The sequence below is a fragment of the Pseudomonas sp. Pseu.R1 genome, assembly GCF_045764065.1.
In the GTDB taxonomy this organism is placed as follows: Bacteria; Pseudomonadota; Gammaproteobacteria; order Pseudomonadales; family Pseudomonadaceae; genus Aquipseudomonas.
In genome coordinates this window covers 4,546,738-4,561,661 of the sequence record NZ_JBJGEE020000001.1, presented here as the reverse complement: position 1 = coordinate 4,561,661, position 14,924 = coordinate 4,546,738, and the positions used below count along the sequence as shown (strand labels likewise).

Annotated in this window: 12 protein-coding genes; 7 read left to right on the top strand and 5 right to left on the bottom strand. The window is 60.0% G+C overall.

The window, feature by feature from the left end; genetic code table 11:
• Positions 1–131 precede the first annotated feature (131 nt).
• The 5 genes from ACI5GA_RS20840 to ACI5GA_RS20820 form a co-directional block, all read right to left on the bottom strand.
• Entirely contained in the window at positions 132–1,307 is a 1,176-nt protein-coding gene (locus tag ACI5GA_RS20840; protein ID WP_404639276.1) for an L-rhamnonate dehydratase, read from the bottom strand.
• Positions 1,308–1,344: 37 nt separating this feature from the next.
• The gene (locus ACI5GA_RS20835) at positions 1,345–2,667 is read right to left on the bottom strand and encodes an MFS transporter (RefSeq protein ID WP_421424107.1); all 1,323 of its coding nucleotides are present in this window, start codon (positions 2,665–2,667) and stop codon (positions 1,345–1,347) included.
• 467 nt (positions 2,668–3,134) lie between these two features.
• Positions 3,135–4,139, bottom strand: coding sequence for a 4-hydroxythreonine-4-phosphate dehydrogenase PdxA (locus ACI5GA_RS20830; protein ID WP_404639272.1), 1,005 nt, complete (start codon positions 4,137–4,139; stop codon positions 3,135–3,137).
• Complete coding sequence (locus tag ACI5GA_RS20825) at positions 4,136–5,095, bottom strand: amidohydrolase family protein (protein ID WP_421424105.1); 960 nt, start codon at positions 5,093–5,095, stop codon at positions 4,136–4,138. The genes ACI5GA_RS20830 and ACI5GA_RS20825 overlap by 4 nt, the downstream gene beginning before the upstream one ends.
• Positions 5,088–6,437, bottom strand: a complete 1,350-nt coding sequence (locus ACI5GA_RS20820; RefSeq protein ID WP_421424103.1) for an MFS transporter — start codon at positions 6,435–6,437, stop codon at positions 5,088–5,090. The genes ACI5GA_RS20825 and ACI5GA_RS20820 overlap by 8 nt, the downstream gene beginning before the upstream one ends.
• A gap of 358 nt (positions 6,438–6,795) precedes the next feature.
• Here ACI5GA_RS20820 and ACI5GA_RS20815 point away from each other — a divergent pair, with 358 nt between their 5' ends.
• The 7 genes from ACI5GA_RS20815 to ypfJ all read left to right on the top strand — a co-directional run bounded on the left by ACI5GA_RS20815 (position 6,796) and on the right by ypfJ (position 14,920).
• The gene (locus ACI5GA_RS20815) at positions 6,796–8,148 is read left to right on the top strand and encodes a chloride channel protein (protein ID WP_421424101.1); all 1,353 of its coding nucleotides are present in this window, start codon (positions 6,796–6,798) and stop codon (positions 8,146–8,148) included.
• Positions 8,149–8,416: 268 nt separating this feature from the next.
• On the top strand, positions 8,417–9,043 hold the full coding sequence (gene ycaC / locus ACI5GA_RS20810) for an isochorismate family cysteine hydrolase YcaC (protein WP_404639264.1): 627 nt from the start codon (positions 8,417–8,419) through the stop codon (positions 9,041–9,043).
• Between the two features lie 298 nt (positions 9,044–9,341).
• Positions 9,342–10,358: a Bug family tripartite tricarboxylate transporter substrate binding protein gene (locus tag ACI5GA_RS20805; protein WP_404639262.1), complete on the top strand. Its 1,017-nt coding sequence runs from the start codon at positions 9,342–9,344 to the stop codon at positions 10,356–10,358.
• A gap of 61 nt (positions 10,359–10,419) precedes the next feature.
• Positions 10,420–10,953 (top strand): tripartite tricarboxylate transporter TctB family protein, encoded by a 534-nt coding sequence (locus ACI5GA_RS20800; RefSeq protein WP_404639260.1) that lies wholly within the window; start codon positions 10,420–10,422, stop codon positions 10,951–10,953.
• Entirely contained in the window at positions 10,950–12,476 is a 1,527-nt protein-coding gene (locus ACI5GA_RS20795) for a tripartite tricarboxylate transporter permease (protein WP_404639258.1), read from the top strand. Before ACI5GA_RS20800 ends, ACI5GA_RS20795 begins: the two co-directional genes overlap by 4 nt.
• Before the next feature lie 71 nt (positions 12,477–12,547).
• Positions 12,548–13,486, top strand: coding sequence for a LysR family transcriptional regulator (locus ACI5GA_RS20790; protein WP_404639256.1), 939 nt, complete (start codon positions 12,548–12,550; stop codon positions 13,484–13,486).
• A gap of 546 nt (positions 13,487–14,032) precedes the next feature.
• Complete coding sequence (gene ypfJ, locus ACI5GA_RS20785) at positions 14,033–14,920, top strand: KPN_02809 family neutral zinc metallopeptidase (protein ID WP_421424097.1); 888 nt, start codon at positions 14,033–14,035, stop codon at positions 14,918–14,920.
• Positions 14,921–14,924 lie beyond the last annotated feature (4 nt).

Here is a 14,924-nt window from a genome sequence, read left to right as displayed (position 1 = left end):
GCGAATTCATTCGCGATTCGGTTTTACGTTCAAAACATTTGTGTCGGATGTGCCGACCTCTCGCGAATGAATTCGCTCCCACAGAGTGAGATGCGCCCGCCGCGCAATCGCAGGCGGGCGACGTTTGCTCATCACTCGATAATGTTGAACTCGCTCAGATACTCTTCCGAGATCTCCAGCCCCAACCCCGGCTTGTTGTCGTCCAGCTGGATGTAGCCGTTGACCGGCGCAGGCTCGCCTTTGAACACGTAGTAGAACAGCTCGTTGCCGACCTCGACGTCGAACACCGGGAAGAACTCGGACATCGGCGAGGCGGTGGTGGACATGGTCAGGTGGTAGTTATGCATCTGACCGGCGTGAGGAATGACCGGCACCGACCAGGCTTCAGCCATGGCGTTGATCTTGCGCGCAGCGGTGATGCCGCCCACGCGGTTGGTGTCGTACTGGATCACGTCGACCGCGCGGCGTTCGAGCATGTCTTTGAAACCATACGAAGTGAACTCGTGCTCGCCGCCAGAGATCGGCATGATGCCCATCTTCTTCAGCTCGATGTAGCCTTCCAAGTCGTCGGCAATCACCGGTTCTTCCAGCCAGCGCGGTTCGAATTCAGCCAGTTTCGGCAACATGCGACGGGCGTATTCCAGGGTCCAGCCCATGTAGCACTCCAGCATGATGTCCACATCGGGACCTGCCAGTTCACGCAGCGCGCGCACTTGTTCGATGTTACGACGCATGCCTGCCGGGCCGTCTTTCGGGCCGTAGCCGAAACGCATCTTCATCGCTGTGAAGCCCTGGCTCAGATAGCCCTGCGCTTCTTCCAGGAACAGGTCCAGATTGTCGTTGGCGTAGAGCTTGGAGGCGTAGGTCCAGATCTTCTCTTTGGTGCGGCCACCGAGCAGTTTGAACACCGGCTTGTTGACGGCCTTGCCCATGATGTCCCAGATGGCGATGTCGATGGCCGAAATGGCCGCCATGCCGATGCCTTTGCGGCCCCAGGCGTGACTCTGGCGGTACATTTTCTGCCAGATGTATTCGTTGTCGAACGGGTCTTCGCCAATGGCGATCGGGGCCAGGTAGGTGTCGATGATTTCCTTGGCCACGCGAGGTGCGAGGGCGCAGTTACCAATGCCGACGATACCGTTGTCGGTCTCGACTTCCACCACCAGCCAGCCGTGGAAACGAAAGGAGCCCATCGCGTCGCCGCGCTCGAACAGGATGTCGCTGGCGTTGGTGCAGAAGTGCGCTTGTGGTGGAACGACCTTGCCTTTCCATTCGAAGACGCGGGTACGGATTGCCTTGATTTTCATGGGTGCGATTCCTTGATTGCTACTTCAGGATTTGAGTTCAGCCGACCTGTGCGCTGGTCAGCGGAGTGGGAGCGTTCGGGGTGTCTTGCTGCTTCAAACGAGCGATCAAAATGGCGCCGAGAATGCCAACCGCCGCCAGGGCAAACATGCCTGCGCGCGGGTCGCCATAGCTGGCTTCCATGATGGTTTTCAGGTTCGGCGCGACGAAGCCGCCGAGATTGCCGATGGAGTTGATCAACGCAATGCCGCCTGCCGCTGCGGCGCCGCTCAGGTAGTTGGTGGGGATGGTCCAGAACAGCGGTTGCACGGCAACGAACCCGGCCGCCGCGAAGCAAAACGCGATCACCACCGGCACCGTGCTCGTGCCCAACGCCGAGGCGGCGATGCCCAACGCGGCCATGGTCAACATGCACACGGCGAGACGACGGTGCAGGCCAGTACGGTCGGCGTAACGGGTGATCAAGCGAGTGACGATCAGCGCGCAGACCCACGGGATCGCGGTGATCAGACCAACATTGAGACCCACGTGGCCGTCGCCCAGACCCGCAATGCGGGTCGGCAGGTAGAACACCACGCCGTACACACTCATCTGAATGGTGAAATACGCCACGCAGAACTTGAGCACGCGACCGTTGCGCAGAGCACTCAAGAAACCATGCGGGCTGGCTTTCTTCTTCGAATCTTCTTCAGCCAAGGCACTGCTCAGCGCATGCTTTTCTTCATCGCTCAACCAGCGAGCCTGCGCCGGACGGTTGACCAGATAGAAGTACGCCGCGATGCCCACGGCCGACGCCATCAGGCCCTCGACGACGAACAGCCACTGCCAGTTGGTCAGGCCGAACACGCCGTGGAAGTCCAGCAACCAACCCGACAGCGGGCTGCCAAAGACCAGCGCCAGCGGCAGGCCGAAGTAGAACAGGCCCAACGCCTGGCCACGGCTTTTCGACGGGAACCAGTAGGTGAGGTAAAGGATGATGCCGGGGAAGAAACCGGCTTCGGCCACACCCAGCAGGAAGCGCAGGACGTAGAAGGTCTGGGCGTTGTGGGCGAACATCATTGCCGCCGAAACCAAACCCCAGGTGACCATGATCCGGCACAGCCAGACCTTGGCGCCGAGCTTGTGCAGCATGTAGTTGCTGGGCACCTCGAAGAAGGCATAACCGATGAAGAAGATGCTCGCGCCAAACGCGAACGCCGCATCGCCCAGACCGGTATCAGCGGCCAGCGCGGCTTTGGCAAAGCCGACGTTGGAACGGTCGATGAAGGCCAGGATGTACATGAGAATCAGGAAAGGCAGCAGGCGGAGCCGGCTTTTGGAAATGGCCCGATCAAGAGCCTGAGCAGAAACAGGAGCTGTCATCTGTGTGTTCCTCGGTGCCCGCTACCCCGCATGAGACGGGACAGGCTTTTTGTAGTTGTTATTCGATGCGTCTGGCGCTGGCGCTGCGCGTCGATGGGGTGAATTTAGCCAGCCGGAACGGGGCGCGGCCAATCACTTATGCGTATCCAGTGATAGCTACAGGTGATCACTTAGAAAGCATTTAGATACGTGGGGTTATAGGGCGGTGAGAGCTGCCTTCCGCAGAATCGCGCCGATCATGAATCCACGGTGCGACACACATCTCTGTGGGAGCCGGCTTGCTGGCGAAAGCGGGGTTTCATTCAACGTTGATTTATCTGACCCGACGCATTCGCCAGCAAGCCGGCTCCCACGCCTTCGGCAGAAGCTATATATCCGCGATCAAAAAACCGCAGGCAAAAAAAACCGCAAAGCGCTCATCACACCTTGCGGCAAAAACATGGGCTGTTGCTGTAGAGCTCAGCGGGTCAAACGTTGCTCTGCCCCATCCGGCAGGCAATCTCGAACGCCTGGCGAATCGCGCCAACATTCGCCTTGCCCTTCCCGGCAATATCGAAAGCCGTCCCATGGGCAGGCGTGGTAATCGGGATCGGCAAGCCGCCCTGCACCGTCACGCCGCGCGAGAACCCCATCAACTTGATCGCGATCTGGCCCTGGTCGTGGTACATCGTCACCACCGCGTCGAACGCGCTGGCATCGCCCTGTACTTTCAAGAAAATCGTGTCCCCCGGATACGGCCCGTCAGCGTTGATGCCCTGTTCCTGCGCGGTTTTCACCGCTGGACCAATGATGTCCAGCTCCTCGCGGCCAAACGAACCGTTGTCGCCGTTGTGCGGATTCAAGCCGCACACACCAATGCGTGGCGCCTTCAGGCCGTTGCGCTTGAGGGCGGTGTCGATCAAGCGAATCGCCTCGATCACCCGCTCCTGACTCAACATCCCCGGCACCGCCGACAACGCCACGTGAGAGGTCACGCGGGAAGTCCACAAATTGTCCAGCACATTGAATTCACAGAACGGCCCGTCGAACCCCAACAGCTCGGCAAACCAATGCAGTTCATCGTTGTGGGCCATGCCCGCCATGTGCAACGAAGTCTTGTTCAGCGGCCCGAACAACACAGCGTTGGTGGTCTTGGCGGCTGTCAGCTCAAGGGCGACTTTCAGCGTGTCCAGCGAGTAACGACCGCCGATGACACTGGCCTCACTGCGCGGGAATTCGCCCACGGCATCGCCCCGAAAGTTGTAAAAGAGCGGCGTGTCATCGGTGAAATCCAGCGCATCCAGCGACTCGATCTGCCGATACGGAAACGACAGCCCCGCGATGTCCATGCCCCTACGCATCTCGCTCTCATCGGCGATCAGCACGACGTGAGCCTGACTGCGCACTTTTTCATCGCTGAGCAAGCGAGCGATCAATTCCGGCCCAATGCCCGCCGGGTCGCCGAGCACCATCGCAATACGGGTTTTGTTCATGCCTGACTCCTCATCTGTTCCTGCCGTGGACGGGCCAAGGCACACGGCTCACAACGGTAAATGCGTTGCGCGTTGCTGTAGAAAAGACGCTCCTGATCGGCACGGGGCAGATCACGAACGATGTGTTTGAAACCGCTGTAGATGTCGTCGAACGAGCCGCACAGGCTGTCGACCGGAAAGTTGCTGGCGAACATCGCGCGCTCGGCGCCGAACATGGCGATGATCTCGCGCACGATCCAGGCGTTGTCTGCGGCGCTCCAGCGTCTGCCAGGCAAACCCAGCCCGGAGATCTTCACCACGACGTTAGGCTGCTCGGCCAGTCTCGACATCGCTGCATGCCACCCGGCAAGCCCTTCAACGCTGCGATCCGAGGGTAAGCCCGCGTGGTTGAGGATCAGTGTGGTCTGGGGAAAGTCCCGTGCCAGCCACTCGGCTTCCGGCAAGTTCCACCACGGGGTTTGCAGGTCAAAACGCAAGCCCAGTTCATGCAGCGTCGCGTAACTGCGGCGCCAGTGCTCATCACTCATCAGCGTGCGTAGCTCACCCACTTGCTCGGGTGATGTCGGGCCGCCCGGCTTGTGCCGCACACTGCGCACGCTGGAGAACAACGCCTGCTCAGCCAACAGTGAAGTCGCTTCGGGATGATCGAGCCACGCCTGCGCCACGACCGCGTTGGGCACGCCGTAGCGCGCGGCGATTTGTTCAATGAAACGGGTCTCGCCAATCGGGTCAGTCGGGTCCCATTCGGTCTCGACGTAAACGGTCTGCACCACGTTGTGCTCGCCTGCATCGGCGAAGTATTCCGGTGGCAAATAGCGACGTTTGATCGCCGAGTAATCGCCGTAACGAAACGGGATGTTTGCCCCCTCCGCCAACCAAGGGTGATAGTTGGCCTGCGGGTCCCAGAAGTGATGATGAGCATCGACAATCGGCCCGTTGTAGACCGCCTCAGACATGGTTCACCTCCTGCTTGCCGTCGAGACCGATCAGCAACGTCGCAAGGACGAACAGCGCTGCGCAGATCGCGAAGAAGCCCAGCACCGCGCCGAAGCCACCGAAGAATTGCAGGATCAGGCCGACCAGAATCGGCACGAAGATGCCACCGATGCTGCCCGCCAGGTTCATCACGCCGCCGATCAAACCGACGCGAGCCGGAGTCGCGAGCAACGCCGGGAAGCTCCAGTACAGGCTGCCCCACATCAGGAAAAACGCGGTCATCGCCAGCAGTGCGACGGCTGCAATCGGGTCACTCAACTGTGGCAGTGCCAGCAGCGCGCCAAGAGCAATCACGCCGGAGAACGTCAGCAGCCCTTTGACCGCCACGCCACGGCGCACGCCTTTGCGAATCAAGCCGTCGCAGAGGAAACCGCCAGTCAGCGAACCGAGCGAGCCACAGATGAAAATCACAAAGGTCGCGAAGCCGATTCCCTTGATATCGAAGCCGCGCGCTTGAGCCAGATAACTCGGCCCCCAAGTCAGCAGACCGAAATACACCATCGCCCACGTCGAACGCCCCACCAGCAGGCCGACCAGCGAACGCGCCGCAATGCCCAGCCCTTTGACCTTGGCCTTCGCCGCCTCGGCTGCCGTGGTTTCACGACCAGCGTTGATCTTATCCAGCTCCGCTTCGTTGACCTGCGGATGCACCAACGGATCGTCACGCAGATAACGCCACGACACCCAGCCCAACAGCAGCGTCGCCACACCGGCAATCACAAAGGCCGAACGCCACGAATCTAGCGAAACGATCAAATAAGCGATGATCAGCCCGCCCAGCGCCACGCCCAACGGGCTGCCACTGTCCATCATCACCGCGCCGCGACTGCGCTCGCTCGGCGCCAGCCACAACGAAATCAGCTTGCCGCCCGACGGAAACAGCGGCGCTTCAGCAGCACCGAGGAACATCCGCGCAAACAGCAGCGAAGCGCCGCCCGTGGCGAACCCGGCCAATACCTGAAACGTGCCCCACAAACCGGTGGACCAGGTGATCACACGGCGCGGCCCAAAGCGGTCGATCATCCAGCCGCCGGGAATCTGCAACAGCGCGTAGGCCCAGAAAAAGCTGCTCAAAATCAGCCCCTGCATCGCAGGCGAAAGGGTGAATTCCTTGGCGATGGTCGGCATCGCAATCGACAGCGACACCCGGTCGATCAGGTTGACCATCGTTAGCACAAAAATGATTGCGAAGATGCGCCACCGCACCGTGCTGGCCCGGGCGGCACTGGCAACGCTTGACGTAGGGGATGCGAAGGAATCGCCCGTTGCGGACAGGGGCACATCGGCGCTGCTGCGAGCCATGGGTGCGTACCTCGATGTTGTTGTTTTTATTGTCGACGCCCTGCCAGAAGTGCGCCGGTCATGGCAGCCACTATCGGAGGTGCAGCGATAACCGTCTAATCAAAGCTGGAAATACGGCGATAGCTGGAGGATATAGCAGGCGTGAGGTTTGGTGATTGCAGACCGCAACGCTCGCTTTGGCTTTGGCCCTTCATACACAAATAGCAAAAGCGAACGGCAGGGGCAGGGGCAGCCAACGGCAACGGTTTCTGATAGCCAGACTCTCGACCATGGAAGCTCTAATAGTCCTTAAATATTTCTAGATATTGCGAATAAGCCCATAATCGGATCTTCCAATCCCGACGCCAGCGTTCTCTAGATGTCAGACCCGACTGCACCGTCCAGCGCATCCGAACAGCCCTCTCAGCCCCTCTCGCCCACGCGTCGCTTCAAGCGCCCGCGCTGGCGGCAATGGCGCCAGCGGTTCGCATTCTGGGTGGGTGCACTACTGACGGGGCTGGTCGCACTGGCTTTTGCGTGGCTGGCGGATGAGGCATTTGTGCTGTTCAAACGCACCCTCGATGTCAGCCGTTGGCTGCCCGTGTTGATCACCCCGCTGGGCTTCGGCTTGCTCGCCTGGGTCACCAATCGCTGGTTCGGCAATGCGCGGGGCAGCGGTATTCCTCAGGTGATCGCCGCCTTGGAGTCACCCTCTCGACGCTTTCGTGCTCAGGTCCTGGCGCTGCCAGTGGCCGCAGTGCGCATGTTTTTCACCCTCGGTGCGCTGCTGGTGGGCGGGTCCGTCGGTCGTGAGGGCCCCACCGTTCACGTCGGCGCAGCGGTGATCTATGCGTTCGGACGGCAACTGGGGCTGCATGGCCGAAATACCACCGCTGGGCTGATTCTCGCCGGGGGCGCCGCCGGTATCGCAGCAGCTTTCAACACACCGTTGGCGGGTATCGTGTTCGCTATCGAGGAACTCAGCCGAACCTTTGAACAACGCTTCAGCGGGCTGGTGCTGACCGCCGTGCTGATTGGTGGCGCGGTCACGCTGGGATTGATGGGGCACTACGCCTATTTCGGCGACATCAGCGGCGGCCTGCCCACCGGCTGGGGCTGGAGTGAAATTCCCGCCTGCGCTTTGCTCGGCGGCGGGTTGGGCGGGTTGTACGTCAAGCTGGTTCTGCCGAGTCAAAAGGGCTGGCTGGGGCGCATGGCCCAATTACGCGGACGCTTTCCGGTGCGCTTCGCTGCGACGTGCGGACTGCTACTGGCGATACTGGGACTGATCTCGGGAAACCACGTCTACGGCACCGGCTATGAAGAAACCCGCGCCCTGCTGGAAGGCCATCCCATGACCGACAGCGGCTTTCTGTTGTGGAAGTTTCTGGCCAACGTGGTTTCGTATCTGGCTGGCATTCCAGGCGGTCTGTTTTCGCCTTCGCTGAGCATTGGCGCTGCATTCGCTCCTCTGCTTTCGCTGCTACCCGACGTTAATCCCCAAACCTGTGCCTTGCTCGGAATGGGCGGCTATCTCGCCGGTGTGACCCGTTCTCCGCTGACGGCCTCGGTGATCGTGCTGGAGCTGTCCCACAGCCCGGATCTGGTGATTCCAATGCTCGCTGTCGCCGTTCTGGCGTCAGCCATTTCCGGCTGGATTATGCCGGTCTCGCTCTATCACGCGCTGGCAAAGCAGGTGCTGGACAAGGTCGTGCCAATCACGACGCGCTAGCGCCTGGAGGAGTGAGCTTGCTCGCGATTGCGCTTCATCAGACATAGTTGCACCCACAGCTCCACCGCTATCGCGAGCAAGCTCACTGCTACCGAAAAGCGGCGCACACCAATTGTCCCCAAATTCGAATCAGTGAGTTCGAATTCTGCTGGATTGTTAGCCGATCCAAGCTCCCCTAAAGTTCACCCCATGCCGCAGCCAATGAGCACAACGCCACGGTCGGCGCCGATTTCAAACCTACTCTCTCGACTCAAAAAGGAATGCACACATGACTACTTACAAGCGCCTGGACAAGAACGACGCCGTACTGCTGCTGGTTGACCACCAAACCGGTTTGATCTCGCTGGTACAGGATTTCTCGCCAAACGAGTTCAAGAACAACGTGCTGGCCCTGGCCGATTGCGGCAAGTTCTTTGACCTGCCGACGATCCTGACCACCAGCTTCGAATCCGGCCCGAACGGTCCGCTGGTCCCTGAGTTGAAAGAGATGTTCCCGGATGCGCCTTACATCGCTCGCCCTGGCCAGATCAACGCCTGGGACAACGAAGATTTCGTGAAAGCGATCAAGGCCACTGGCCGCAAGCAACTGATCATTGCCGGTGTGGTGACTGACGTGTGTGTGACATTCCCGACGCTGAGCGCGTTGGCGGAAGGCTTCGATGTGTTCGTGGTGACGGATGCGTCGGGCACCTTCAACGAGGGTGTGCAGCAAGCGGCGTGGAATCGCATGTCGGCAGCCGGTGCGCAGTTGATGAACTGGTTCGCCGTGGCCTGTGAGCTGCACCGCGACTGGCGCAACGACATCGAAGGCCTGGGCAACCTGCTGTCCCAGCGCATTCCGAACTACCGTAACCTGATGAACAGCTACTCGGCGCTGACGGCTGCCAAGAAGTAACTTCACCCCAAAGTAATCTCCCCCAAGGCAAAGGGCGGGCATTGTGCTCGCCCTTTTTGTTGTATCCAAAAACTCTCTGGTAGGCGGGAAACCTGTAGGAGCCGCCTTGGTGGCGAATGCGGTTGACCAGCCCAGATAGAATCTCCCACAGGTCCGAATTTAGCGCTCCAACCGATAACCCCAGGCTATCGGTGTATGTGATGTTTTGAGTAGACGCGACATGGCAACTTTCCCACACTCCTCGCACGGCTGATCACAACGATGGCCACTCATAACAACTACAAAAACGAGGATCACCATGCGAACCGCCTCCTTCCGACGCGCGTCCCGTTTGCTGTTTGGCTGCACATTCATGTGTGCCGCAGCCCTTCCCACCTTCGCTCAAGCCGCCTGGCAACCTGACAAGAACGTCGAGATCGTCGTGGCCGGTGGCCCCGGTGGCGGCACGGATCAGTTGGGTCGCCTGATTCAATCGATCATCAGCACCCACAAACTGCTGGACGTGAACACCGTGGTCCTGAACAAGGGCGGCGGCAACGGCGCGGAAGCCTTTCTCGACATGAAGGTCTCCAAAGGCGACGCCGACAAACTGGTGATCGCGACCAACAACATTTACCTGCTGCCGCTGGTGTCCAAGCTCGGCTACGAATGGCAGGAACTGACCCCGGTGGCCGCCGTGGCGGAAGACGACTTCATCCTCTGGACCTACAAAGACGCGCCCTGGAAAGACGCCAAAAGTTTCTACGAGGCGGTCAAAACCGACCCGTCGCGCATGAAAATGGGCGGCAGTCAGTCCAAAGACGTCGATCAGACCCTGACCCTGCTGCTCAACCAGACCAACAACACCAAGCTGGTTTACATCCCGTTCAAGAGCGGCAGCGAAGCCGCGACCCAACTGGCCGGCAAACACATCGCCGCCAACGTCAACAACCCCGCCGAAAGCATCAGCCAATGGCGCGGCGACCAGGTACAGCCACTGTGCGTGTTCAGTAAAGAACGCATGGCCTACACCGAAAAAGTCGCGGGCGACAAATCCTGGGCCGACGTGCCTACCTGTCAGGAAGCCGGTCTGGGTATTGATCAGTACCGTTTCCCACGCACCATCTTCATGCCCGGCAATGTCAGCGCCGAACAGCGCGCGTTCTATATCGACCTGATGCGCAAAGTCTCGGAAACGCCGGAATTCAAGGCTTACGTGACACAAAACGCGCTGGTGCCGACCTTCCTCGAAGGCGATCAACTGACCGCCTACATCGAGAAAGACACCGCCCGCGTCACCCCGGTATTCAAGGAAGCCGGCTGGCTGCGCAACTGACCTGCCCTGCTGCCACGCCCCTGTGATTGCAGGTCGCGGCAGCGATTCGCTGGAGGTGTTTATGTCTGATTCTTCCCGTTCAGCCTCACTGGTGGGCACCCGCTGGGTCGAGATTGGCCTGGCGTCGTTCACGCTGTTGATCGGCGCGGTGGTGATGTTCGGCAGTATCGAGCAAGGCATCGGCTGGGGTGATGCCGGTCCTGAGCCCGGGTATTTCCCGTTTTATATTGGGCTTTTGCTGGCGACGGCGAGCCTGGCTAACGCCGTGCTGACATTGATTCGCTGGAAGCCGCTGAACATCAGCTTCGTCAGCCGGGGCGAGTTTCGGCAGGTGCTGTCAGTGTTCATCCCGATTGCCCTGTTCGTCTGCGCAATGCCCTTCACCGGTATCTACATGGCCTCGGCGGTGTTCATCGCCTGGTTCATGTGGCGTGACAAAGTGCGCGCAAAGCCTTACGGGCTGCTGATGATCGGCTGCGTTTCGGTTGGCGCGGTGGTCGCCAGTTACCTGATCTTCGATCTGTGGTTCAAGGTGCCGCTGGACGCAGGCCCCGTGGGAGATTGGGTCGCCATGGCCGGGAGGTCGCTGAAATGAGCGAGTTCGATTCTCTGCTGCAAGGCATGAACCTGATCCTCACGCCCGGTCACATCGGGTTGATGGTCGTGGGCGTGCTGCTGGGCATTCTGGTCGGCGTGCTGCCAGGCCTCGGCGCCCCGAACGGCGTGGCTTTACTGCTGCCGATCACCTTCACCATGTCGCCGGTCTCGGCGATCATTCTGCTCTCGTGCATGTATTGGGGCGCGCTGTTTGGCGGGTCGATTACCTCGATTCTGTTCAACATTCCCGGCGAGCCGTCGTCGGTGGCGACGACCTTCGATGGCTACCCGATGGCCCGCGAAGGCCGCGCTGCCGAAGCCCTCACTGCCGCCTTCAGCTCGGCGCTGATTGGCGCGTTGGCGGGCGTGATGCTGCTGACGTTCCTCTCGACTCGCATCGCCGAATTCGCCATGACCTTCAGCTCACCGGAGTTTTTCGCGGTGTACCTGTTGGCCTTCTGCACCTTCATCGGCATGAGCAAGAACCCGCCGCTGAAAACCGTGGTGGCTATGATGATTGGTTTCGCGATGGCGGCAGTAGGCATGGACACCGTGTCCGGCAACCTGCGCCTGACCTTCGATCAACCGGTGCTGATGACCGGCATCAGTTTTGAAGTGGCGGTGATCGGCCTGTTCGGCATCGGCGAAATCCTGTGCACCGTCGAGGAGGGCTTGGTGTTTCGCGGCGAACATGCGCGCATCACGCCGATGGTCATCCTGCGCACCTGGGCAAAGCTGCCGCGTTACTGGTTCACCATTTTGCGCAGCACGATCGTCGGTTGCTGGATGGGCGTGACACCCGGTGGCCCGACCGCCGCGTCGTTCATGAGCTATAGCATCGCGCGGCGCTTCTCGAAGAACCGCGACAACTTCGGCAAAGGCGAAGTTGAAGGCGTGATCGCCCCGGAAACCGCCGACCACGCCGCAGGCACCAGCGCGTTGCTGCCGATGTTGACGCTGGGCATTCCCGGATCAGCCACGGCAGCGGTCATGCTCGGCGGCCTGATGATCTGGGGGCTGCACCCCGGCCCGACGCTGTTCGCCGAGCAGCATGATTTCGTCTGGGGCCTGATCGCCAGCATGTACCTGGGCAACGTGGTCAGCCTGCTGGTGGTGCTGGCGACGGTGCCGCTGTTCGCCTCGATCCTGCGCATCCCGTTCTCGATCATTGCGCCGATTATCATCATGGTCTGCGCCATCGGGGCATATTCGGTGCACAACTCGATGTTCGACGTGCTGCTGATGTTGGGCTTTGGCGCGCTGGGTTATCTGTTCAAGAAACTCGGCTACCCGATCGCCCCACTGGTGCTGGCTGCGGTGCTGGGCGACAAGGCCGAAGACGCGTTTCGCCAGTCCATGCTGTTCTCGGACGGACAACTGGGCATCTTCTGGTCCAACCCGCTGGTGGGCAGCCTGACCACCACCGCATTGCTGATGTTGTTCTGGCCGATGATTTCCAGTGGCATCAAAGCCGCATTCGGCTGGCGCAATCGCCATGCAATCAAGGCGAAAACGCTGTGATGGCACGCAACGCTGGAAATGCCTTGCAGTTCTTGTCAGGCTCGCCGCAAACAACAATGCGAGCGAGCCACATGACCCGAATTCCCGACGCCAGTGTTATCCACAGCCGCCTGCGCCTGCGCCAGCTGCGGTTGATGCTGGCGTTACAGGAGTTCGGCTCGCTGCGCCGTGCCGCCGATAACATCGGCATGACCCAACCGGCGGCGACCAAGATGCTGCATGAGGCCGAGGACCTGCTCGGCGTCGAACTGTTCGAGCGTCTGCCGCGAGGCATGCGCCCGACGCCGTTCGGGGAAACCGTCATCTATTACGCGCGCATGGTGTTCGCCGAACTGAGCGGCATGCGCGAAGAACTGGTGGCGCTGGAATCCGGCAACCTGGGCCGCGTGGCAGTCGGCGCGATTCCGGCGCTGGCCTCGGGTCTGCTGACGCGCACCATCGCCACGTTGAAGAAAAGCCACCCGCGCCTGTCGATGAGTATTCAGGTCGACACCAGCGACGTACTGGTTCAGGCCTTGTTGCAAGACCAACTCGACGTGGTCCTGGGTCGGATTCCCGGTGGCGCTCGCGCTGAAGAATTGCAATTCGACAGCCTCGGCGAAGAAGCCTTGTGCGTCATCGCCGGTGCACAGAACCCGCTGGTCAACGTCAAGGGTCTGAGCTGGGCCACCCTGCAAAACGAGACATGGGTGTTGCAACAACACCCCAGTCCCATGCGCGCGATCATCAATCAGGTGTTCCACAACGCGCGGGTCGACGTACCGAACAGCATCGTCGAAACCACGTCGATCATGACCCTGCTTTCGCTGGTGCAACAAACCGACATGCTCGGCGTCACCCCGCTGTCCGTGGTCGAAGACTACGCCGGTCGCGACCTGCTGGCCGTCCTGCCCATCGACTTCGAAGCACGCCTGCCACCTTATGGACTGATTACCCGACGTCATCGGATTCAGTCCTCGGCGATGCAGGCGTTCATCAATTCGGTGAAGGCAGAACAGCCTGATTTGTAGGATTTTTGAACCCTGTACCTAGAACCATTCTGATTTTGCCGAAACTGCCGCCCCAATCATCGTAAGGCCCGCGCCGTTTACCTATCCTCGCCCGCTTCAGGGTAATGGCGCGGTTCACCTCCAAAAACCTCGACATCATTGAAGAGTATTTGCCCAATTGCCGAAGTGTCATCAACACAAAAAGCCTTTGGGGAGGAGACATTAGAGGTCGGCATATACGACTCAGCATGATATTCGCCACTATGTGGATGCCTGAAATCATGTATCGCAGAGGTGACATCACTAAAAATGCACATCTGAACATCCCTCTCTATCTACGGCGACGCATTTGGGCACTTAACATTTGGCTCTTTATTAACTGCGGCTCATTGGCAGCTTTGACCTGTTCAATGGAATTACTCCGGTAACCCACGGCTCAGAGCGCATTCAACCTGTTTGAATGCGTCCTGAACCATTCCTCACCTCTTCCCTCTTAAGTCCCGATACCAGACGACCGGCCATCCCCGCCGTCTACACTTCCTACACGACTCAAAGAGGGTTCCTACCATGCTCTGGAAAAAAGGACGTCGCAGTGACAACGTCGTCGACGCGCGCGACGACACCGGGGGTGGCGGTGGTCTGCGCCTTGGGGGCAAGGGGCTGGGGCTTGGCGGGATTGTGATCATCGTCGCCATTGGCCTGTTGACCGGTCAGGACCCGATGCAGATTCTCGGGCAGATCGCCGGGCAGATGGGCACGCAGCAGACCAGCGCCGTCAATCCGCAAACCCGTCAGGCGCCGCCCGCCAATGATGAACAGGCGGATTTCGTGCGGGCGATTCTGGGGGACACCGAGGATACGTGGCGGCAGATCTTTCAGCAGGGTGGCCGTCAGTACAAAGATCCGACGCTGATTCTGTTCCGGGGCCAGGTGCAGTCGGCCTGCGGTTTCGCGTCATCAGCCAGTGGCCCGTTTTATTGTCCGGCGGATCAGCGGGTTTATCTGGACATGGATTTCTTCCGTGAAATGGCGCATCGCTTCAAGGCGGCAGGGGATTTCGCTCAGGCGTACGTGATTGCACATGAAGTTGGCCATCATGTGCAGACCTTGCTAGGCGTTTCAGCTAAAGTTGACGCCGCCCGTCAGCGCGGAATGCACATGGAGGGCGATAACGGTCTGCTGGTGCGTCAGGAGTTGCAAGCCGATTGCCTCGCCGGCGTTTGGGCCTATAACGCACAAAAGCGTTTGAACTGGCTTGAACCCGGTGATATTGAAGAGGCGCTGAATGCGGCCAACGCCATTGGCGATGACCGTTTGCAACAACAAAGCCAAGGGCGTGTAGTGCCTGACTCGTTCACTCACGGGACGTCTGCCCAGCGGGTTCGCTGGTTCAAGACAGGTTTTGCCCAGGGACAAATCAACCAATGCGACACGTTCGCCGCCAAGAGCCTCTGATCCT